Genomic DNA, 18,032 nt, shown 5'->3' with positions numbered 1-18,032 from the left:
CCCTCCACGCTGATGATTGCCTGGATCTTGATCACCTCGGATAACGCAGCTCGCGCCGCCGAAACGCGTTGGGTGTAAACCTCGTCGGTGATGTCGGGTTCCTTGGCCTCACGGATGAGCGAGGCACACTGAATCGCGGTAGAGATTAGTTGCGCGTACTCATCACGCCGAGCGATCCGACCCTCTGCAGCTCGACGGTCAGCCCGCTCCTGGGCCGCAAGTTCGCGTTGGACTGCGAGTTGCTTGCGCACGCCCCAGAGAGCGAGTGATGACGCGAGGCCCGACGCAGCGAAGGCAGAAGCAGCCGTGATCGCGACAGTCGCGAGTGTCTGACTCATAGCGAAATTCCACCAAACGGTGGCGTCTGACGTAAGCGGTTCGTGCACACCGGCGGTACAGCACAGAGGCACGGCAACCATGGCCGCATCGGGATAGCCCATGGGGCCGTCTCGGGGCCGTCGGAGGATGCTCAACGACGACCAACGCTGACAACCGCCGACAGCTAAGTCGCAGGTCGCAGCGTTGATCGGTTACACAGCCGCAGGTCAGAGACCCGGCCCGTCACTTCTTCGGCTACTGAGTACCCGCGGTCCGGCCGGTGACCTACCGGGCGGGGCGCGGGTCCCGCCGGTCGGGCGGGGTCCGGTCGGGGAGGTCCCGGTCCCCGTCCGTGCGGAGGAGGCAGCCCGCGCCCGGCGGGACCCGTCGGAGGGCGGGGCCGGCACGACGGCCTCCGCGCGTGCGCCCATGCCGGGGCGTCGCGGCGCCGCCCGTGTCACCGCGACCGGTGTCGCCGCACCAGCCCCCTTGCTTACCCAGAGTGAGCGCAACCCGTGGGTGAGCGCTGCCCTGAAGTACGCTGAACCCATGACGACCACGCAGCCGGCCCCGGAGGACCGGGACCTCCCCTTCAACGTGTTCGCCAGGTCCTGCCCGTCCCGCGTCACGCTGGAACACGTGACCGGGCGCTGGGGGGCGCTGACGCTGGGGGCGCTGCACGAGGGGTCGCTGCGGTTCAACGAGCTGCGCCGACGGGTCGACGGCGTCAGCGAGAAGATGCTGTCGCAGACGCTGCACGCGCTGGAGCGCGACGGGCTCGTGCACCGCGAGGCGCAGCTGACCAACCCGCCCCGGGTGGACTACGAACTGACCCCGCTGGGCCGCGAGGTCGCCGAGCGCCTGCTGGCCCTCATCCACCTCCTGGAGGACCGCATGGACGCCGTCCTCGAGGCCCGTGAGCGTTACGACGCGGCGCGCGGCGCCCGCTGACAGCGCGGGCAGAAGTAGCTGGAGCGGTTCATCCACGCCCGCCGGCGCACCGGCGTCCCGCAGCGGCGGCAGGGCAGGCCCTCACGGCCGTACGCGTCCAGGGACCGGTCGAAGTAGCCGGACTCGCCGTTGACGTTGACATAGAGGCTGTCGAAGCTGGTGCCGCCGGCTGCGAGGGCGGCGTTCATCACGTCCCGGACGTGCCCCAGCAGTTGCAGGGTGCGGGGACGGGTGAAGCCGGCCGTGGGGCGCTCGTAGTGGATGCGGGAGCGCCACAGCGCCTCGTCCGCGTAGATGTTGCCGACGCCGCTGATCAGCGACTGGTCGAGGAGCGCCCGCTTGATGGTGGTCCGCTTGCGGCGCAGGGCCTGGTGGAAGGCCTCCTCGTCGAAGAGCGGGTCGAGCGGGTCGCGGGCGATGTGCGCGATGACGTCGGGCAGGCCCTCGGGGGTGTTGTCGTGCAGCGACAGTCCGCCGAAGGTGCGCTGGTCGACGAAGCGCAGCTCGGTGTCCCCCGCCGGCCCGGCGTCCGGGGACTGCGGCTCGGTGAAGCGGACGCGGATCCGCAAGTGCTTCTCGTCCGGCGCGGCGTGCGGCTGCATCAGCAGCTGGCCGCTCATCCCGAGGTGGGCCAGCACGGACTGGTCCGTGTCCTCCAGCGGCAGCCACAGGTACTTGCCGCGGCGGCGCGGGACGCCGATGCGGTGGCCCTTCAGCCGGTGCGCGAAGTCGTCCGCGCCCGCGAGGTGACGGCGCACCGCGCGCGGGTGCAGGACCTCGGCGTCGGCGACGGTCCGGTGGGCGACCCACCGCTCGAGTCCGCGCCGTACGACCTCGACCTCGGGCAGCTCGGGCATGGTGTCCCTCCCAGGACCGGTGGAGCGAGCACCGAGCGCCCGCCCCGCTGCGGGGACGGGCGCTCGGGTCGTGCTGACTGCGTCAGGCGGAGGCCGACGGGGCGTCGGCGCTCATGCCGGAGGCTTCGGCCTCGGCGGCCTGGACGACCTGTTCGGCCTCCTGAGCCGCCTTGGCCCGCTCGTCCGCCGCGGCCTTGATGGACCGCCAGGCGGACTCGGCGGCCTGCTGCTCCGCCTCCTTCTTGCTGCGGCCGGTGCCGGTGCCGTACGAGACGCCTCCGACGCGGGCGGCAGCAGTGAAGGTCTTCTCGTGGTCGGGGCCGGTCTCCGTGACCAGGTACTCGGGAACGCCGAGCCCCTCGGTCGCGGTGAGCTCCTGGAGACTGGTCTTCCAGTCCAGGCCGGCTCCCAGGTTCGAGGACTTCTCGATCAGCGGGTCGAACAGGCGGTGCACCAGCTCCGCCGCCGATTCCAGGCCCTGGTCGAGATAGACCGCGCCGATCACCGCTTCGAGGGTGTCGGCGAGGATGGACGCCTTGTCCCGGCCGCCCGTTCCCTCTTCACCCCGGCCGAGCCGGATGAAGGAACCGAGGTCGAGCCCGCGGCCCACCTCCGCCAGCGCACGCGAGTTGACCACCGCGGCCCGCAGCTTGGCCAGCTGGCCCTCGGGCAGGTCGGGGTGGGCGCGGTACAGCGTGTCGGTGACGACGAGGCCGAGCACGGAGTCCCCGAGGAACTCCAGCCGCTCGTTCGTCGGCAGACCGCCGTTCTCGTAGGCGTAGGAACGATGGGTCAGCGCACGCACCAGAAGGGCGGACTCGACCTGGTAGCCGAGCCGCCCTTCCAGAAGCGTCGGGGACGAGGCCTGGTTGTCCGCAGAGTTTTTCTTCGGCGTGGACACAGTGCCTCTCACCAGCCGCTCAGACCTCGAGGACCTGGCGCTTGTTGTAGGTGCCGCAAGACGGGCACGCGATGTGCTGCTGCCTGGGCTCGTGGCAGCGCTCGCACGCAACCAGGGTGGGGACCGCAGCCTTCCACTGCGACCGGCGGTGGCGCGTGTTGCTGCGCGACATCTTCCGCTTCGGAACAGCCACGGCTACTTCTCCTGCTTCTCGTCGACGCCGGCTTCGGCGCCGCTCATCTCGTCCTTCTCGCCGTCCTTCATGGTGTCGGCGAGTCCCTGCAATGCCGCCCAACGGATGTCGACGGCGTCGTGATGGTGGTCCGGGTCGTCCGCCAGCCGCGCTCCGCACTCGGAGCACAGACCCGGGCAGTCTTCCTGGCACACCGGCTGCATCGGCAGTGCGAGCACCACCGCGTCGCGCAGCACCGGCTCGAGGTCGAACAGGCCGTCCTCGAGGAAGAGCCTGTCCTCGTCGTCCTCGGCGTCGTCGCCCGGTTCCGCGGTCACGCGGCCCCGGTCGTCGGCGTCAGGGTACGAGAACATCTCCTGGAAGTCCGCTTCGAGCTCCAGCTCGAGCGGCTCCAGACACCTTACGCACTCCCCCTCGGCCTTGGCACGGGCGGTGCCTGTGACGAGCACACCTTCCATGACCGACTCGAGCCGGAGTTCGAGCTCCACCGGGGCGCCTTCCGGCACTCCGACGACTCCCTTGATACCGAGGTCCTTGGGGGCGTCGACCGTACGGGTCAGGCGCTGCAGCGCACCAGGCCGCCGCCCCAGCTCGTGCGTGTCGAACACGAGGGGGTTGCGGTGGTCGAGGCGGGCGTTCAGAGCCATTCCTGCTTTCGATCTTCGAGCTCAGAGGGTGTCACTGCCGTACGGTGCGTTCCCGGGCAGCGTGGATCGCGGTCATACACGCGACCGAAGAGCCAGGATACTGGACCTTTCGCTCACGGCCCAATCCGCCCCTAGAGGCCCCGCTCGCGCTGGTACGCCTCGAGCTGTTCGGGCGTGATCATGCTGGTGTCGAACAGGCTCGTCTCGTCCAGCGCGTACCCCTGCTGGGCCTGCTGCGGCACTTGCTGGGCGGCCTGGCCCGGGTCGTACGCCTGCTGGGCGCCGTCGTAGCCCTGGTAGGCCGCGTACGGGTCGGCCTGGCCGTAGCCGCCGGCGGTCTGGGCGTACGGGTCCTGGACGCCGCCGTACTGCTGCTGGTAGCCGGCGTACGGGTCGGCCTGCTGTCCGACGGGGGCGCCTCCCGCCGGGGCGTAGCCGGAGGCGGGGGGGTAGGCGGGCTCCGGCGGGGCGTACGGCTGCTGTGGCTGCGGGGACTGCCGCTGCTCGCTCCTGCGGCCCTGGGCGTCCTGCTCGGCGAGGGAGGCCAGGTCGGCGAGGTAGTCGGCGTCGCTGGAGTGCTGGACGGTGCTGGTGTCGTCGGCCAGTGCGCCCAGGTCGTCGCTGGCGATGCGGCCGTGCAGCTTCTGCCGGCCGCGGCCGACCGCCTCCAGCGTCTTGGCGAGCACCGCCTCGAAGGCGCCGAGCTTGACGTCGACGTAGGCGTCGGCGTTGCGGCGCAGGGTCTCCGGGTCGTGGCTGCGCTCGGGGGCGTCCTCGTCCTCGTAACCCTGCTCGTCCAGGCCGGGGCCGGTGCCGAGCAGCTTCTCGCGGCCGCGGCCGACGGAGCCGAGGGTCTTGGTGAGGACGACCTCGAAGTTGGCGAGCTTGGAGTCGACGTAGTCGTCGGCCTCCGCGCGGATCTCCTCGGCCTCCTTGCGGGCCTCGGCGAGGATCCGGTCGGCCTCGGCCTGGGAGCGGCGGGCGATCTCGGTCCCGGCGACCAGCGAGCCGCGCTGGGCGTGCGCCTCGGAGATGATCCGCTCGGCCTCCTGGCGGGCCTGTTCGACCATCTGCTCCCGGCCACCGATCAGCTCCTCCGCCTGGGCGAGGGAGTCGGGCAGCGCCGCGCGCACCTCGTCGAGCATGGCGAGCAGTTCGGCGCGGTTGACCACGCACGACGCCGACATGGGCATCGACCGGGCACTGGAGACCGCGGCGACGATCTCGTCCAGCTTCTTCTGCACGTCCACCGTGTGCTCGCCACTCCCTACAGCTGTGTTGGAGACGGACGGGACGACTGTACGGCCCTGGGGCGTCCGGTGGACACCGGACGCCCCCTCCGCCGGGGCCGGTTCAGTCCTTGCGCAGGCGTTCGGTGAGCGCCGTCAGGACCTCGGCGGGCACCAGGTGGGAGACGTCCCCGCCCCAGGCCGCGACCTCCTTGACGAGCGAGGAGGACAGGAAGCTGTAGGTGGGGTTGGTGGGGACGAAGAGGGTCTCCACGCCCGAGAGGCCGTTGTTCATCTGGGCCATCTGGAGCTCGTAGTCGAAGTCGCTGACCGCGCGCAGGCCCTTGACGATGGCGGGGATGTCGCGCTGCTTGCAGAAGTCGACGAGGAGGCCGTGGAAGGCCTCGACCCGGACGTTGCCGTACTCGGCGGTGACGCGGCGGATCAGGTCGATCCGCTCCTCGATCTCGAACAGGCCCTTCTTGGACTGGTTGATCATCACCGCGACGTAGACCTCGTCGTACAGCCGGGAGGCCCGGGCGATGATGTCGAGGTGTCCGTTGGTGATCGGGTCGAACGACCCGGGACATACGGCGCGGCGCACTGGTGATCCCTCGCTCTCCGGTCCGGTCATCGTGCGTCTTCGCACGTAGAGGCGGCGCGACCGTACCAAAACGTTCCCTCGCCGTAACGACGGGCCCGGATCGCCTCGAAACCCGACGGAAAGACGAATTCTCCGCCTCTGGTGCTGCGCTCCACGGTGACGACGGCGTCGCCGGCGAGCCACCCCTGGGAACGGAGTGTGAGCAGGATCTCCCGGAGATCGTCGTCGGAGACGGCGTAGGGCGGGTCGAGGAAGACGACGTCGTACGGCTGCTCCGGGGGCCCGGTGCGGACGATCTGTTCCGCTTTGCCGGACCTCACCTCGGCGCCGGGGAGTCCGAGCGACTTCACGTTCTCCCGGACGGTGCGCGCGGCGCGGGCGTCGGCCTCGACCAGCAGGACGTGTCCGGCGCCGCGGGACAGCGCCTCCAGGCCGACGGCGCCGGAGCCGGCGTACAGGTCGAGGACGCGTTCGCCGTCGAGGGGGCCGCCGAGCAGCGACTGCCAGGTGGAGAAGAGGCCTTCACGCGCCCGGTCGGAGGTGGGGCGGGTGCCCTGCCCCGGCGGGACGGCCAGGCGGCGTCCGCCGGCCGCGCCGGCGATCACGCGGGTCATGTCCTCGGTCCTTGTCGGTGGGTGCGGGTCGGTTCGTGCGGGCCGGTCCGTGGGGGTCGGTCCGTGGGGGCCGGGCCGGTCCCAGTCTGTCAGCCCTTCTCCAGGTACTGCTCCCGCTCCTCGTCCAGCAGGGCGTCCAGCGCCGTGCGCAGGGCGGGCAGGCGCTCCAGGTCCGGGTCGGCGGCGACGACCCGGGTGGCCTCCTCGCGGGCCTCGGCGATGACCTCCTCGTCGTCGATGACGGCGAGCACGCGCAGGCTGGACCGGGTGCCGGACTGGGCCTGGCCGAGTACGTCGCCCTCGCGGCGCTGTTCGAGGTCGATGCGGGAGAGCTCGAAGCCGTCCAGGGTGGACGCGACGGCGTTCAGCCGCTGGCGGGCGGCGCTCGCCTCGGGCATCTCGGTGACCAGCAGGCACAGGCCGGGGGCCGAGCCGCGGCCCACACGGCCGCGGAGCTGGTGCAGCTGGGAGACGCCGAAGCGGTCGGCGTCCATGATCACCATCACGGTGGCGTTCGGCACGTTGACGCCGACCTCGATGACGGTGGTGGCCACCAGGACGTCGGCCTCGCCGGCGGCGAACCGGCGCATCACGGCGTCCTTGTCGTCGGGCTGCATCCTGCCGTGCAGGACCTCCACGCGCAGTCCGCCGAGCGGGCCCCGCGCGAGCTGCTCCGCGGTGTCCAGGACGGCGAGCGGGGGCCGCTTCTCCGCCTCGTCCCCGGCGGACTTCTTCTTCGCCTTCGCGCCGTCCTCCTCGTCGCCGATGCGCGGGCACACCACATACGCCTGGTGGCCCTTCTCGACCTCCTCGCGCACCCGCTCCCAGGCGCGGGCGAGGAAGTGCGGCTTGTCGGCGGCCGGGACGACATGGCTGGCGATGGGCGAGCGCCCGGCCGGGAGCTGGTCCAGGACGGAGGTCTCCAGGTCGCCGAAGACGGTCATGGCCACCGTGCGCGGGATGGGGGTGGCGGTCATGACGAGCAGGTGCGGCGGCTGCTTGCCCTTGCCGCGCAGGGCGTCGCGCTGCTCGACACCGAAGCGGTGCTGCTCGTCGACGACCACCAGGCCGAGGTCGTGGAACTGGACCTTGTCCTCGATCAGCGCGTGCGTGCCGATGACGATGCCGGCCTCGCCGGTGGCCAGGTCGAGCAGGGCCTGACGGCGCGCGGCGGCGCCCATGGAGCCGGTGAGCAGCACCACCTTGGTGGCGTCGTCCGCGCCGCCGAGCATGCCTCCCTCGGCCAGTTCCCCCATCATCTCGGTGACCGAGCGGTGGTGCTGCTGGGCGAGGACCTCGGTGGGCGCGAGCATCGCCGCCTGGCCGCCCGCGTCGACGACGGCGAGCATGGCCCGCAGGGCGACCATGGTCTTGCCGGAACCGACCTCGCCCTGGAGCAGGCGGTGCATGGGGTGGTCGGTGGCGAGGTCGGCGAAGATCTCCTCCGAGACCTTGCGCTGGCCCTCGGTGAGGGTGAACGGCAGCCGGTCGTCGAAGGCGGCGAGGATGCCGTCGGGCCTCGGGCGGCGGGGCACGGCCGGGAGCTGCGCGTCGGCGTACCGGCGGCGGGCGAGGGCGACCTGGAGGACGAACGCCTCGTCCCACTTGAGGCGGGCGCGGGCGTCCTCGATGTCGGCCTTGGTGTGCGGGCGGTGGATCTTCAGCAGCGCCTCGGGCAGCGGGACCAGGCCGCGGCCCTCGCGCAGCGGCTCGGGCAGCGGGTCGGCGGCCTCCTGGGCGCTGGGCAGCACGGTCTGCAGCGCCTTGCCGATCTTCCAGGACTCCAGCTTGGCGGTGGCCGGGTAGATCGGGATGAGCGCGCCCGCCCAGCTCTCCACCGTCTCCTCGGCGTCCCCGCGCAGCAGCTCGTAGGCCGGGTGGGCCAGTTGGAGGCGGCGGTTGAAGACGGAGACCTTGCCGGCGAACATCGCGCGGGTGCCCGGCAGGAGTTCCTTGTGCGGTTTGTGGACACCGGCGCCGAAGAAGACCAGTTGCAGCCGGCCGCTGCCGTCGGTGATCGTCACCTCGAGCCGCTGGCCCTTGCCGCGCGGGGCGCGGCTGGAGGCGAAGGTGTGCAACCGGGCGTCGGCGACCTGCGCGACCACGGTGACGTGCTCGTCCATCGGGAGGTCGGCGAGGTGGGTGAGCTGGCCGCGCTCCTCGTACCGGCGCGGGTAGTGGTGCAGCAGGTCGCCGACGGTGTGCAGGCCGAGGTGCTCGGCCATCACCTTCGCGGTGGCGGGGCCGAGCACTTTCTTCAGTGGTTCGTCCAGTGCGGGCACGGGATCCATTGGACACCACTCCACTGACAGAGCGGGTACGGCGGACCGCCCGGCCGGTCCGCGCCGGACCGGGGCGTTCGCGTCACTCGACGCCGATGAGCAGGACGGAGCCCTGCCGGCCGCCGTGGTAGACGACCGTGTCGACGGCCAGGTAGCCCTCGCGCACCCGGGCCTCGAGGCGTTCCGCGACGGACTCCGGGGCGCCGTCGCCGAGGACCAGGGTGACCAGTTCCCCGCCGGCCGCGAGCATGCGGTCCAGGACGGCCAGGGCGGTGTCGGTGAGGTCCTGGCCGATGACCGCCACGTCGCCGTCGACCAGGCCGAGGACGTCGCCGGCCTGGCAGATGCCGGCCATGGTCCAGGACTGCCGCTCGGCGACGGCGACCTCGGCGTAGCGGGTCGCGCCGGCCGCGGAGGTCATCGCCACCACGTCCTCGTCGAAGCGGCGCTCCGGCTCGTGCACCGCCAGCGCCGCGATGCCCTGCACCGCGGACCGGGTGGGGATGAGCGCCACCCGGACGCCCTCCGCCCGTACCTGCTCGGCGGCCGCGGCGGCGGTGTGGCGCAGCTCGGCGTCGTTGGGCAGCAGCACCACCTCGCGCGCGTGCGCGCGCCGTACCGCCTGGACGAGCTCGCCGCTGGCGGGCGGTTCGCCGGGCCGGGCGAGGACGGCCGTGGCCCCGGCCTCCGTGTAAAGGCCCGCCAGGCCCTCGCCGGGCACCACCGCCACCACGGCCCGCTGGACGCGCTCGGCGGGCATCCGTTCGGCCCGCGGGGCGTGCGCGTCCCCGGCGCCGAAGCGGGTGATCCGGATGCGGTACGGCCGTCCGGCCTCGACGCCCGCCTCCACGGCGGCGCCGGCGTCGTCGACGTGCACATGGACGTTCCACAGGCCGTCGCCGCCGACCACGACGAGGGAGTCGCCGAGGGCGTCGAGCCGCTTCCGCAGCCGCGCGACGGCCGCGTCCTCGGCCTCCAGCAGGTAGATCACCTCGAAGGCGGGGCCGCCGGGCTCCGGTACGGTCGCGGCGTCCGCGCAGGGGGCGGGGTTCCGGTGCGCCTCCTCGGCGGGTTCCACGCGCGCGTGCAGTCCAGGACCGCGTCCCGCGGCGCCGCGGGGCGTCTCCCCCGTGAGCGTCTCCACGAGCGCCCCCAGCACGGTCACCAGGCCGCGTCCACCCGCGTCGACCACGCCCGCCCGCCGCAGGACGTCCAGCCGCTCCGGGGTCTCGGCGAGCGCCGCGCGGGCGCCCTCGTAGGCGGCGCGGGCCACCGCGCCGCAGTCGCCGCCGGCCGCCCCGCCCGCCGCGTCGGCGGCGGCCGAGGCGACGGTGAGGACCGTGCCCTCGACCGGGTGCGCCACCGCCTGCCGGGCGGAGTCGGCCGCGTGCCGCAGGGCGAGACCGAGGCCCCGCCCGTCGGCGTGCGCCGGGGCGTCGTCACCGGCCAGCACCTGGGCCATGCCGCGCAGCAGCTGGGCGAGGATCGTCCCGGAGTTCCCGCGCGCGCCGATCAGCGCGCCGTGCGCCATCGCCCGTACCGCGTCGGCCAAGGCGGGGGTGGGAGCGCCTCCGCCGCCGGCCTCGTGCCCGGCGAACACCGCCTCCACGGCCGTGGCCGCCGACTCCAGCGTCAGATAGAGATTGGTGCCGGTGTCGCCGTCCGCCACGGGATAGACGTTGATCGCGTCGATCTCCTCCCGGGCCTGTCCGAGCGCGTCGAGCGCCAGACCGCACCAGGCACGCACCGCGAGAGCATCGAACGTCTGCGGCACCTGCGGCACCTGTGCCTCCTCGAGCTGCTGGACGTGGCACGCAGCGTAGACGGTGGGCCCCCGCCTGCCGGAAGAGGGCGCGGGCCGGCCCGTGAGCGGGCATGCTAGTTTCGTCCTACGGGTGCAGCCGTTGTATGCTGCTCCGGTTGCCCGATCCGATCGGGCGTCTCCCCTGGCAACGCCACTCGGATCCGTGGGCTCTTCGAGCTCTGGATCTGGATCCCGGCCTGCCGGGATCAACCGTAAGTGCATCTGAAGTCTTTGGAGTGACCCGTGGCTGCCAACTGCGACGTCTGCGGCAAGGGGCCGGGCTTCGGCAACAACATCTCGCACTCGCACCGCCGTACGTCCCGCCGCTGGAACCCGAACATCCAGCGTGTGCGTACCGTGGTCGGCGGGACGCCGAAGCGCGTGAACGCCTGCACCTCGTGCATCAAGGCCGGCAAGGTCTCGCGCTGACGCAATCGCTGAGCGCGCGGCCACAGCCGGTATCGCCGCAACGAGCCGGTCCACCTCCGGGTGGACCGGCTTTTTGCTGCGCACGGCGGGGTGACGGCCCGGGCGTCCTGCGCCCGCCACCCCGCACCGGCGACCGGACCGCCACCTCACCGAGCACCCCGCACGTCCGCCTCCGGCGACCGAGCCGCCGCCTCACCCGGCGCCCCGCGCATCCCCCTCCGGCGACCGGACCGCCGCCTCACCCGGCGCCCCGCGCATCCCCCTCCGGCGACCGGACCGCCGCCTCACCCGGCGCCCGCCCTGCGCGCCCCGCTCTCCCCGCCCCGCAGCTCCCACCCATGGTCCACGGGCCCGATGCCCCCGCCCAGGGCGAAGCCCGAAGCCAGCGCTCCGGTGACGTAGGTCTTCGCCGCCGTCACCGCCTCCGGGACCGTACGGCCCTTGGCGAGTTCCGAGGCGATGGCGGAGGCCAGGGTGCAGCCCGTGCCGTGGGTGTGGCGGTTGTCGTACCTGGGGGCGCGCAGCCAGTGCTCCTCCGTGCCGTCCGTCAGGAGGTCGACGGCCTCCGGCGATGCGGCGGCGGAGAGGTGGCCGCCCTTGATCACCACCCAGCGCGGGCCGAACTCCAGCACCGCCGCGGCGGCCCGCCGCATGTCCTGCTCGGAGGCCACCCGCACGCCGGTGAGCTGCGCGACCTCGTCCAGGTTCGGGGTGGCCACGGTCGCCACCGGCAGCAGCTTCGTGCGGACGGAGTCCAGCGCCGACGCCGCCAGCAGCGCGTCGCCGTGCTTGGAGACGCCCACCGGGTCGACGACCGTCGGCGCGTCCGTGCCGGCGAGCAAGTCGGCGACGGTCTCCACGAGTTCGGCCGAGGACAGCATGCCGGTCTTGACCGCCTGCACGCCGATGTCGTCGACCACGCTGCGGTACTGGGCCCGTACCGCCTCCACCGGCAGTTCCCAGGCGCCCTGCACGCCCAGGGAGTTCTGCGCGGTCACCGCGGTGAGCACGCTCATCCCGTGCACGCCGAGCGCCAGCATCGTCTTCAGGTCGGCCTGGACGCCCGCTCCCCCGCCGGAGTCGGAGCCGGCCACCGTGAGCACCCGGGGCGGCGCGCTCATGACTCGATGTCCCCGAAGTGGTCCCAGCCGCCCTGGCTGGTCCAGGGCGCCCCGTCCACGGTCACCTGCGGCAGCGCGGACGGGTTGAGCACCTCGCCGATGACCTTCCAGCGCGCGGGCAGCTTCACGTCCGGCGGGAAGGTCGCCACGATCGCGTGGTCCTCGCCCCCGGTCAGCACCCACTGCATGGGGTCGACGCCGACGGCCTGGCCGATGTCGTGCATCTGCGAGGGGATGTCGACCGTGCCGGAGCGGATGTCGATGCGGACCTTGCTGGCCTCGGCGATGTGCCCGAGGTCGGCGATCAGGCCGTCGCTGACGTCGCACATGGCGGTCGCGCCGAGACCGGCGGCGGCCGGGCCCGCGTGGTACGGCGGCTCGGGGCGCCGGTGCGCCTCGACGAAGGCGCGCGGGGAGCGGAAACCGCGGGAGAGCACCGCGTGCCCGGCCGCGGACCAGCCGAGCCAGCCGGTCACCGCGACGATGTCGCCGGGCTGCGCCCCGCCCCGGGTGACGGGCTCCTGGTTGCGCAGGTCGCCGAGCGCGGTGATGGACACCGTGATGGTGTCGCCGCGGACGACGTCCCCGCCGACGACCGCCGCGCCGGCCACCTGGCACTCGTCGCGCAGCCCGTCCATGAGCTCGCTGGGCCAGGTCACCGGCAGTTCGGCGGGCACGACCAGGCCGAGCAGCAGCGCGGTCGGCACGGCGCCCATGGCGGCGATGTCGGCGAGGTTCTGGGCGGCGGCCTTGCGGCCGACGTCGTAGGCCGTGGACCAGTCGCGGCGGAAGTGGCGGCCCTCCACCAGGACGTCGGTGCTGGCCACGACCCGCCGGTCGGGCGCGGAGACCACGGCGGCGTCGTCGCCGGGGCCGACCCGGACCGCCGGGGTGGTGGTGAGACGGGAGGTGAGCTCCCTGATGAGCCCGAACTCCCCGAGCTCACCAACAGTGCCCTTCATTTCCCTTTCGCCCCTTCTATCCCTGCCCGTGCCCGGTCGCGGGTCGTCCGAGTCCTCGCTACGGTCGAACTGACCGTCAATGTCCGCCGTGCCTGTACCCCGGCGCGCACGGCCCGGTTCCCGCAGGTCTCCCCGCGACGAGCGGCGACGCGGTACCGTGGCGTTCCTTTTCCCCACATGATCCTCGTGGCCGCCCTGGAGGTTCCGTGGTACAGGCGTACATCCTGATTCAGACGGAGGTCGGCAAGGCGTCGACCGTCGCCGATCTGATCGGCAAGATCCCCGGAGTCGTCCAGGCCGAGGACGTGACGGGTCCGTACGACGTCATCGTGCGCGCCCAGGCCGACACCGTCGACGACCTGGGACGCATGGTGGTCGCCAAGGTCCAGCAGGTGGACGGCATCACCCGCACCCTGACCTGTCCGGTGGTGCATCTGTAGCCCCCGTCTACCCTGTGCCGGTGAACTCCTTCCGCCACCGGCACGCCGTTTGCTCCGCTCTCGCGGTGCTGATCACCGTCGCGGGCTGCTCCTCGGCAGACGACAACGTGTCCGCGACGGTTCCCAGCCCGGACGCGAAGGTCACCGGGCTGTGTCAGGACCTGGACCAGGTCCTGCCGGCGACGGTGGACGGTGAGAGCCGCGACGACCCCGAACCCGCGTCCGAACTGACCGCGGGCTGGGGCGGCGTGGCGATCATACTGCGGTGCGGTGTGGAGCGGCCGCCGAAGATGACCGATCCCAAGGTGGCCAACGGCCAGGACGCCGACGCGGTACCCGGGGGTGTGAACGGCGTCGACTGGCTGATGGAGAGGCAGGAGGACGGCGTCCAGCGCTTCACCACCGCCAACCGCGAGGCGTACGTCGAGGTCAGGGTGGTCGACGGGCGGGACAGCACGGGCGTGCTGATCGATCTGGCCCCGGCCGTGAAGAAGGCGATCCCCGAGGGGATCGCCTCCTGACCCGCGTGCGGAACCGGGCTGAGCTGACCCGCGTACGGAACCGGGCTCAGCGCAGCCCGGTGGACCGGCGCAGCGCCGCCTGGATCAGCAGGTCGACGAGTTCCTGGTAGCTCACGCCGGTCGCCTGCCACATCTGCGGGTACATCGAGATGGGCGTGAAGCCGGGCATGGTGTTGATCTCGTTGATCACGAACTCGCCGTCCTCGGTGAGGAAGAAGTCCGCGCGGACCAGCCCCTCGCAGGAGGCCGCGTCGAACGCCTCGACCGCGAGCCGGCGCACCTCGGCCGTCTCCTCGTCGGTCAGCGGCGCGGGCACGATGCCGGGCGTGGAGTCGATGTACTTCGCCTCGAAGTCGTAGTACGCGTGCGCGTCCGGCGGCGGGATCTCGGCGGGCAGCGAGGCGCGCGGCCCGTCCGCGAACTCCAGCACGCCGCACTCGATCTCACGGCCGCGCAGCGCCGCCTCGACGAGGATCTTCGGGTCGTGGCGCTGGGCCTCGGCAATGGCCTCGTCCAGGCCGGAGAGGTCGTCGACCTTGGTGATGCCGATGGACGAGCCGGCGCGGGCGGGCTTCACGAACAGCGGCCAGCCGTGGTCGCCGGCGAAGTCCACGATCCGCCTGCGGGCCGCCGCCTCGTCCTGCGCCCACTCGCGCGGCCGGATCACCAGGTACGGGCCGACCTTGAGCCCGAAGGAGGTGAACACCCGCTTCATGTACTCCTTGTCCTGGCCGACGGCCGAGGACAGCACACCGGAGCCCACGTAGGGCATGCCGGAGAGTTCGAGCAGGCCCTGGAGGGTGCCGTCCTCCCCGTAGGGGCCGTGCAGCACCGGGAAGACCACGTCGACCTCACCGAGCGCCTTGGGCACCGATCCCGGCTCGCTGTACACGACTTCGCGGTCGGCGGGGTCGACGGGGAGCACCACCGCGCCCTCCGTGGACTCGGCCAGCTGGTCGACGCTGGGCGTGCGGCGCTCGGCGATCGCCATGCGTTCCGGTTCGTCGGCGGTGAGCGCCCACCGGCCGTCCTGGGTGATGCCGATCGGCAGGACGTCGTACCTGGTCCGGTCGATGGCCTTGAGGACGGCGCCGGCGGTGACCACGGAGATCCCGTGCTCGGAGCTGCGCCCGCCGAACACGACGGCCACACGCGGCTTGCGCGACGGCGAGTCGGGGCTCTGGGGGAGGTTCTCGGTGCTCATATCGCGACGAGCGTACCCGTTGCCGGAGCCGGGACACAGCGCCCGCAACGCCGTGCGTGGGCCGAACGGAGGGGGCCGTCGCTCAGCGTCGTTCGGGCTTCGCGCTGCGCGACATCAGGTCCTTGAGAGCCACCTGCGGGGGCTTGCCCTCGTGCACGATCTCCACGACCGTCTCGGTGAGCGGCATGTCGACGCCGTGCCGGCGGGCCAGGTCCAGCACCGACTCGCAGGACTTGACGCCCTCGGCGGTCTGCTTGGTGACCGCGATGGTCTCCTGCAGGGTCAGCCCCTTGCCGAGGTTGGTGCCGAAGGTGTGGTTGCGGGACAGCGGCGAGGAGCAGGTGGCCACCAGGTCGCCCAGGCCCGCGAGTCCGGAGAAGGTCAGCGGGTCCGCGCCGAGCGCGACGCCGAGCCGGGTGGTCTCGGCGAGGCCGCGGGTGATGAGCGAGCCCTTGGTGTTGTCGCCGAGGCCCATGCCGTCCGCGATGCCGACGGCCAGGCCGATGACGTTCTTCACCGCGCCGCCCAGCTCGCAGCCGATGACGTCGGTGTTGGTGTACGGCCGGAAGTACGGGGTGTGGCAGGCGGTCTGGAGCCGCCGGGCGACCTCTTCGTCGGTGCAGGCGACCACGGCGGCGGCCGGCATCCGGGCGGCGATCTCCCGGGCCAGGTTGGGGCCGGTCACCACGGCGATCCGCTCGTGGCCGACCTTGGCGACGTCGTCGATGACCTCGCTCATCCGCATCGCGGAGCCGAGTTCGACGCCCTTCATCAGGGAGACCAGCACCGTGCGGGGCGCGAGCAGGTCGGTCCACTGGGCGAGGTTGCCGCGGAGCGTCTGCGAGGGCACCGCGAGGACGGTGAAGTCGGCGCCGCGCGCGGCCTCGGCGGCGTCCGAGGTGGCCCGCACGTTCTCGGGGAGTTCCACCCCGGGCAGGTAGTCGGGGTTGGTGCGGGTGGAGTTGACCGCCTCGGCGAGTTCGGGGCGCCGTCCCCACAGCACGACGTCGCAGCCCGCGTCGGCGAGGACCATGCCGAAGGCCGTCCCCCACGATCCGGTGCCGAAGACGGCCGCCTTGACCGGCTTGCTCACGTACCCAGCCCCTCTTCGCGTACTTCCCGCACGGCGGCCCGCTCGCCCCGTGCGCCGTCCTGCCGGGCGTCCCGGTCCCGCCGCCGCTGCGCGCGCGTCCTGCGGCGCTGTTCCATCCGCTCCTCGCGCGGGTCGTAGGGCGTCTCGGGGGCCTTCTCGCCGCGCAACACCTCGAGCTGGCGGGTGACGGCCGCCATGATCGTCTCGGTCGCCTCCTTGAGCAGCTCCGGGGTCATCTCCCGGTCGTAGAAGCGCGAGAGGTCGACCGGGGGGCCGGCCAGCACCCTGCTGGTCTTGCGCGGGAACAGCCGCGGCTTCCTGGCGTACGGCGGCAGCAGTTCGTTGGCGCCCCACTGGGCGACCGGGATCACCGGGCACTTGGTCTGCAGGGCGACGCGCGCGGCGCCGGTCTTGCCGGTCATCGGCCAGCCGTCCGGGTCCCGGGTGAGGGTGCCCTCGGGATAGAAGGCGACGCACTCGCCGCGCTCGACGGCGTCGATCGCGGCGCGGAAGGCGCTCAGCGCGTCCGTGCTCTCGCGGTACACGGGGATCTGCCCGGTGCCGCGCATCGCGGCGCCGACGAATCCCTTGCTGAAAAGCCCGCTCTTCGCGAGGAATCGCGGAACACGGCCGGTGTTGTACTGGAAGTGCGCGTAGGCCAGAGGATCGATGTGCGAGTTGTGGTTCACCGCGGTGATGAATCCGCCCTCGGCCGGAATGTTCTCCATTCCGCGCCAGTCCCGCTTGAGCAGTACCACCAGCGGCGGTTTGCAGAGCACCGCGGCGAAGCGGTACCAGAAGCCGATTCTGCGGCGCGGCACAAGTACACCTTCCTCTTACGGACGACAGGCCCAGGTCCCGGCCTCCTCAGGCCGGGCGGGCCGCACAAGTGTCGCCCCGGGCTGCCGGTCTGTCGAGAACACCGTACGCCCGCTCCCCCGGCCGTCGGCCGCCCCGGGTGACAATGACCGTGACAAGAGAGGGACGCAACACTCGTGCAGTGGACCTTGGTGGTACCCCTGAAGCCCCTGCCGCAGGCCAAGAGCAGGCTCGCGGATACCGCGGACGACGGTCTGCGGCCGGGTCTGGCGCTCGCGTTCGCCCAGGACACGGTGGCGGCCGCGCTCGACTGCCCGGCGGTGCGGGATGTGGTGGTCGTCACCGACGACACGCTGGCCGCCCGGGAACTGGCCGCGCTGGGCGCCGGGACCGTGCCCGACCTGCCGCGGACCGGGCTCAACGCCGCGCTCACCCACGCCGCGGCGGTGGTGGGCGCCGCCCGCCGCGCGGCCTCGGTGGCGGCCCTGAACGCGGATCTGCCGGCGCTGCGCCCGGCGGAACTGGCCCGGGTCCTGGACGCGGCGGCGGAATTCCCCCGGTCCTTTCTCGCGGATTCCGCGGGGCTCGGCACGACGCTGCTCGCCGCGAGCCGGGGCCGGGAACTGCGTCCGCACTTCGGCGTCGGTTCCCGCGCCCTGCACCGGGCGTCCGGCGCGGTGGAGCTGACGCTCGACGCGGTGGACTCCGTACGGCAGGACGTGGACACGGGCGGCGATCTGCGGGCGGCGCTGGCGCTGGGTGTCGGTCCCCGCACGGCCGCGGTCGCCGCGCGGCTGCCCGCCGGGCGGCAGTAGGCTGCCGCACATGCAGGCCACCGCGTACACCTACGACCCCGACAGCCGCAGCGGTCAGGTGCTGCTGGACGACGGCACCCCGGTCCCCTTCGACGCCGCGGCGTTCGACGCGGGCGGCCTGCGGCTGCTGCGTCCCGGGCAGCGGGTGCGGCTGGAGACGGAGGGCGAGGGCGCGTCCCTGCGGATCACGCTGGTGACGCTGCAGACCTTCTGACCGCGCCCGTGAGC

General features: G+C 72.6%; 20 protein-coding genes. 6 read left to right on the top strand and 14 right to left on the bottom strand.

Going from position 1 to position 18,032, the window contains the following annotated elements; all coding sequences use genetic code 11:
* Nucleotides 1-867: 867 nt before the first annotated feature.
* Entirely contained in the window at nt 868-1,269 is a 402-nt protein-coding gene (locus ACIQ8B_RS17070) for a helix-turn-helix domain-containing protein (protein ID WP_290006671.1), read from the top strand.
* Here the strand turns inward: ACIQ8B_RS17070 and mutM are convergent.
* The 9 genes from mutM to ACIQ8B_RS17025 all read right to left on the bottom strand — a co-directional run bounded on the left by mutM (nt 1,242) and on the right by ACIQ8B_RS17025 (nt 10,379).
* Entirely contained in the window at nt 1,242-2,126 is an 885-nt protein-coding gene (mutM, locus tag ACIQ8B_RS17065; RefSeq protein WP_290006672.1) for a bifunctional DNA-formamidopyrimidine glycosylase/DNA-(apurinic or apyrimidinic site) lyase, read from the bottom strand. The genes ACIQ8B_RS17070 and mutM overlap by 28 nt on opposite strands.
* 82 nt (nt 2,127-2,208) lie before the next feature.
* Nucleotides 2,209-3,027: a ribonuclease III gene (rnc, locus tag ACIQ8B_RS17060; RefSeq protein WP_403547611.1), complete on the bottom strand. Its 819-nt coding sequence runs from the start codon at nt 3,025-3,027 to the stop codon at nt 2,209-2,211.
* A gap of 19 nt (nt 3,028-3,046) precedes the next feature.
* The gene (gene rpmF, locus ACIQ8B_RS17055) at nt 3,047-3,220 is read right to left on the bottom strand and encodes a 50S ribosomal protein L32 (protein WP_106412252.1); all 174 of its coding nucleotides are present in this window, start codon (nt 3,218-3,220) and stop codon (nt 3,047-3,049) included.
* A gap of 2 nt (nt 3,221-3,222) precedes the next feature.
* Nucleotides 3,223-3,867, bottom strand: coding sequence for a DUF177 domain-containing protein (locus ACIQ8B_RS17050; protein WP_290006676.1), 645 nt, complete (start codon nt 3,865-3,867; stop codon nt 3,223-3,225).
* Between the two features lie 131 nt (nt 3,868-3,998).
* On the bottom strand, nt 3,999-5,117 hold the full coding sequence (locus ACIQ8B_RS17045) for an ATP synthase F0 subunit B (RefSeq protein ID WP_290006683.1): 1,119 nt from the start codon (nt 5,115-5,117) through the stop codon (nt 3,999-4,001).
* A gap of 103 nt (nt 5,118-5,220) precedes the next feature.
* Entirely contained in the window at nt 5,221-5,700 is a 480-nt protein-coding gene (coaD, locus tag ACIQ8B_RS17040; RefSeq protein ID WP_106412255.1) for a pantetheine-phosphate adenylyltransferase, read from the bottom strand.
* 26 nt (nt 5,701-5,726) lie between these two features.
* Nucleotides 5,727-6,314, bottom strand: a complete 588-nt coding sequence (gene rsmD / locus ACIQ8B_RS17035; RefSeq protein ID WP_290006687.1) for a 16S rRNA (guanine(966)-N(2))-methyltransferase RsmD — start codon at nt 6,312-6,314, stop codon at nt 5,727-5,729.
* Nucleotides 6,315-6,403: 89 nt separating this feature from the next.
* The gene (gene recG / locus ACIQ8B_RS17030) at nt 6,404-8,605 is read right to left on the bottom strand and encodes an ATP-dependent DNA helicase RecG (protein ID WP_403547608.1); all 2,202 of its coding nucleotides are present in this window, start codon (nt 8,603-8,605) and stop codon (nt 6,404-6,406) included.
* A 73-nt stretch (nt 8,606-8,678) separates the two neighbouring features.
* Complete coding sequence (locus tag ACIQ8B_RS17025; RefSeq protein WP_403547606.1) at nt 8,679-10,379, bottom strand: DAK2 domain-containing protein; 1,701 nt, start codon at nt 10,377-10,379, stop codon at nt 8,679-8,681.
* Nucleotides 10,380-10,643: 264 nt separating this feature from the next.
* On the opposite strand from ACIQ8B_RS17025, the gene rpmB reads away from it, so the two are divergent.
* The gene (gene rpmB / locus ACIQ8B_RS17020) at nt 10,644-10,829 is read left to right on the top strand and encodes a 50S ribosomal protein L28 (protein WP_003993230.1); all 186 of its coding nucleotides are present in this window, start codon (nt 10,644-10,646) and stop codon (nt 10,827-10,829) included.
* Nucleotides 10,830-11,113: 284 nt separating this feature from the next.
* Here rpmB and thiD read toward each other — a convergent pair whose 3' ends face one another.
* Together thiD and ACIQ8B_RS17010 are read right to left on the bottom strand one after the other, a co-directional pair.
* A complete protein-coding gene (gene thiD / locus ACIQ8B_RS17015; protein WP_403547604.1) occupies nt 11,114-11,950 on the bottom strand; it encodes a bifunctional hydroxymethylpyrimidine kinase/phosphomethylpyrimidine kinase in 837 nt (278 codons plus the stop codon).
* The gene (locus tag ACIQ8B_RS17010) at nt 11,947-12,912 is read right to left on the bottom strand and encodes a thiamine-phosphate kinase (RefSeq protein ID WP_290006695.1); all 966 of its coding nucleotides are present in this window, start codon (nt 12,910-12,912) and stop codon (nt 11,947-11,949) included. The genes thiD and ACIQ8B_RS17010 overlap by 4 nt, the downstream gene beginning before the upstream one ends.
* Before the next feature lie 206 nt (nt 12,913-13,118).
* Here ACIQ8B_RS17010 and ACIQ8B_RS17005 point away from each other — a divergent pair, with 206 nt between their 5' ends.
* Both ACIQ8B_RS17005 and ACIQ8B_RS17000 read left to right on the top strand, forming a co-directional pair.
* A complete protein-coding gene (locus ACIQ8B_RS17005; protein WP_004983019.1) occupies nt 13,119-13,352 on the top strand; it encodes an Lrp/AsnC family transcriptional regulator in 234 nt (77 codons plus the stop codon).
* Nucleotides 13,353-13,372: 20 nt separating this feature from the next.
* Complete coding sequence (locus ACIQ8B_RS17000) at nt 13,373-13,873, top strand: DUF3515 domain-containing protein (protein WP_403547602.1); 501 nt, start codon at nt 13,373-13,375, stop codon at nt 13,871-13,873.
* Between the two features lie 46 nt (nt 13,874-13,919).
* Here the strand turns inward: ACIQ8B_RS17000 and ACIQ8B_RS16995 are convergent, their stop codons facing one another.
* The 3 genes from ACIQ8B_RS16995 to ACIQ8B_RS16985 all read right to left on the bottom strand — a co-directional run bounded on the left by ACIQ8B_RS16995 (nt 13,920) and on the right by ACIQ8B_RS16985 (nt 16,991).
* Nucleotides 13,920-15,077 (bottom strand): D-alanine--D-alanine ligase family protein, encoded by a 1,158-nt coding sequence (locus ACIQ8B_RS16995; RefSeq protein ID WP_290006698.1) that lies wholly within the window; start codon nt 15,075-15,077, stop codon nt 13,920-13,922.
* Between the two features lie 82 nt (nt 15,078-15,159).
* Entirely contained in the window at nt 15,160-16,170 is a 1,011-nt protein-coding gene (locus ACIQ8B_RS16990; protein WP_403547600.1) for an NAD(P)H-dependent glycerol-3-phosphate dehydrogenase, read from the bottom strand.
* On the bottom strand, nt 16,167-16,991 hold the full coding sequence (locus tag ACIQ8B_RS16985) for a lysophospholipid acyltransferase family protein (protein WP_403547598.1): 825 nt from the start codon (nt 16,989-16,991) through the stop codon (nt 16,167-16,169). The genes ACIQ8B_RS16990 and ACIQ8B_RS16985 overlap by 4 nt, the downstream gene beginning before the upstream one ends.
* A 174-nt stretch (nt 16,992-17,165) precedes the next feature.
* Here ACIQ8B_RS16985 and cofC point away from each other — a divergent pair, with 174 nt between their 5' ends.
* A complete protein-coding gene (gene cofC, locus ACIQ8B_RS16980) occupies nt 17,166-17,804 on the top strand; it encodes a 2-phospho-L-lactate guanylyltransferase (RefSeq protein WP_403547596.1) in 639 nt (212 codons plus the stop codon).
* A gap of 10 nt (nt 17,805-17,814) precedes the next feature.
* The gene (locus ACIQ8B_RS16975) at nt 17,815-18,018 is read left to right on the top strand and encodes a hypothetical protein (protein WP_031024169.1); all 204 of its coding nucleotides are present in this window, start codon (nt 17,815-17,817) and stop codon (nt 18,016-18,018) included.
* Nucleotides 18,019-18,032: the final 14 nt, after the last annotated feature.

The organism is Streptomyces sp. NPDC096105 (assembly GCF_044763335.1).
In the GTDB taxonomy this organism is placed as follows: domain Bacteria; phylum Actinomycetota; class Actinomycetes; order Streptomycetales; family Streptomycetaceae; genus Streptomyces.
This window is presented reverse-complemented; position numbering and strand designations above follow the sequence as displayed.

Coding starts and splice junctions, on each gene's coding strand:
- recG (WP_403547608.1), bottom strand. CDS start 8,605: ATGGATCCCGTGCCCGCACTGGACGAACCACTGAAGAAAGTGCTCGGC.
- ACIQ8B_RS17050 (WP_290006676.1), bottom strand. CDS start 3,867: ATGGCTCTGAACGCCCGCCTCGACCACCGCAACCCCCTCGTGTTCGAC.
- ACIQ8B_RS17070 (WP_290006671.1), top strand. CDS start 868: ATGACGACCACGCAGCCGGCCCCGGAGGACCGGGACCTCCCCTTCAAC.
- rsmD (WP_290006687.1), bottom strand. CDS start 6,314: ATGACCCGCGTGATCGCCGGCGCGGCCGGCGGACGCCGCCTGGCCGTC.
- ACIQ8B_RS16995 (WP_290006698.1), bottom strand. CDS start 15,077: ATGAGCACCGAGAACCTCCCCCAGAGCCCCGACTCGCCGTCGCGCAAG.
- ACIQ8B_RS16975 (WP_031024169.1), top strand. CDS start 17,815: ATGCAGGCCACCGCGTACACCTACGACCCCGACAGCCGCAGCGGTCAG.
- thiD (WP_403547604.1), bottom strand. CDS start 11,950: ATGAGCGCGCCGCCCCGGGTGCTCACGGTGGCCGGCTCCGACTCCGGC.
- ACIQ8B_RS17010 (WP_290006695.1), bottom strand. CDS start 12,912: ATGAAGGGCACTGTTGGTGAGCTCGGGGAGTTCGGGCTCATCAGGGAG.
- mutM (WP_290006672.1), bottom strand. CDS start 2,126: ATGCCCGAGCTGCCCGAGGTCGAGGTCGTACGGCGCGGACTCGAGCGG.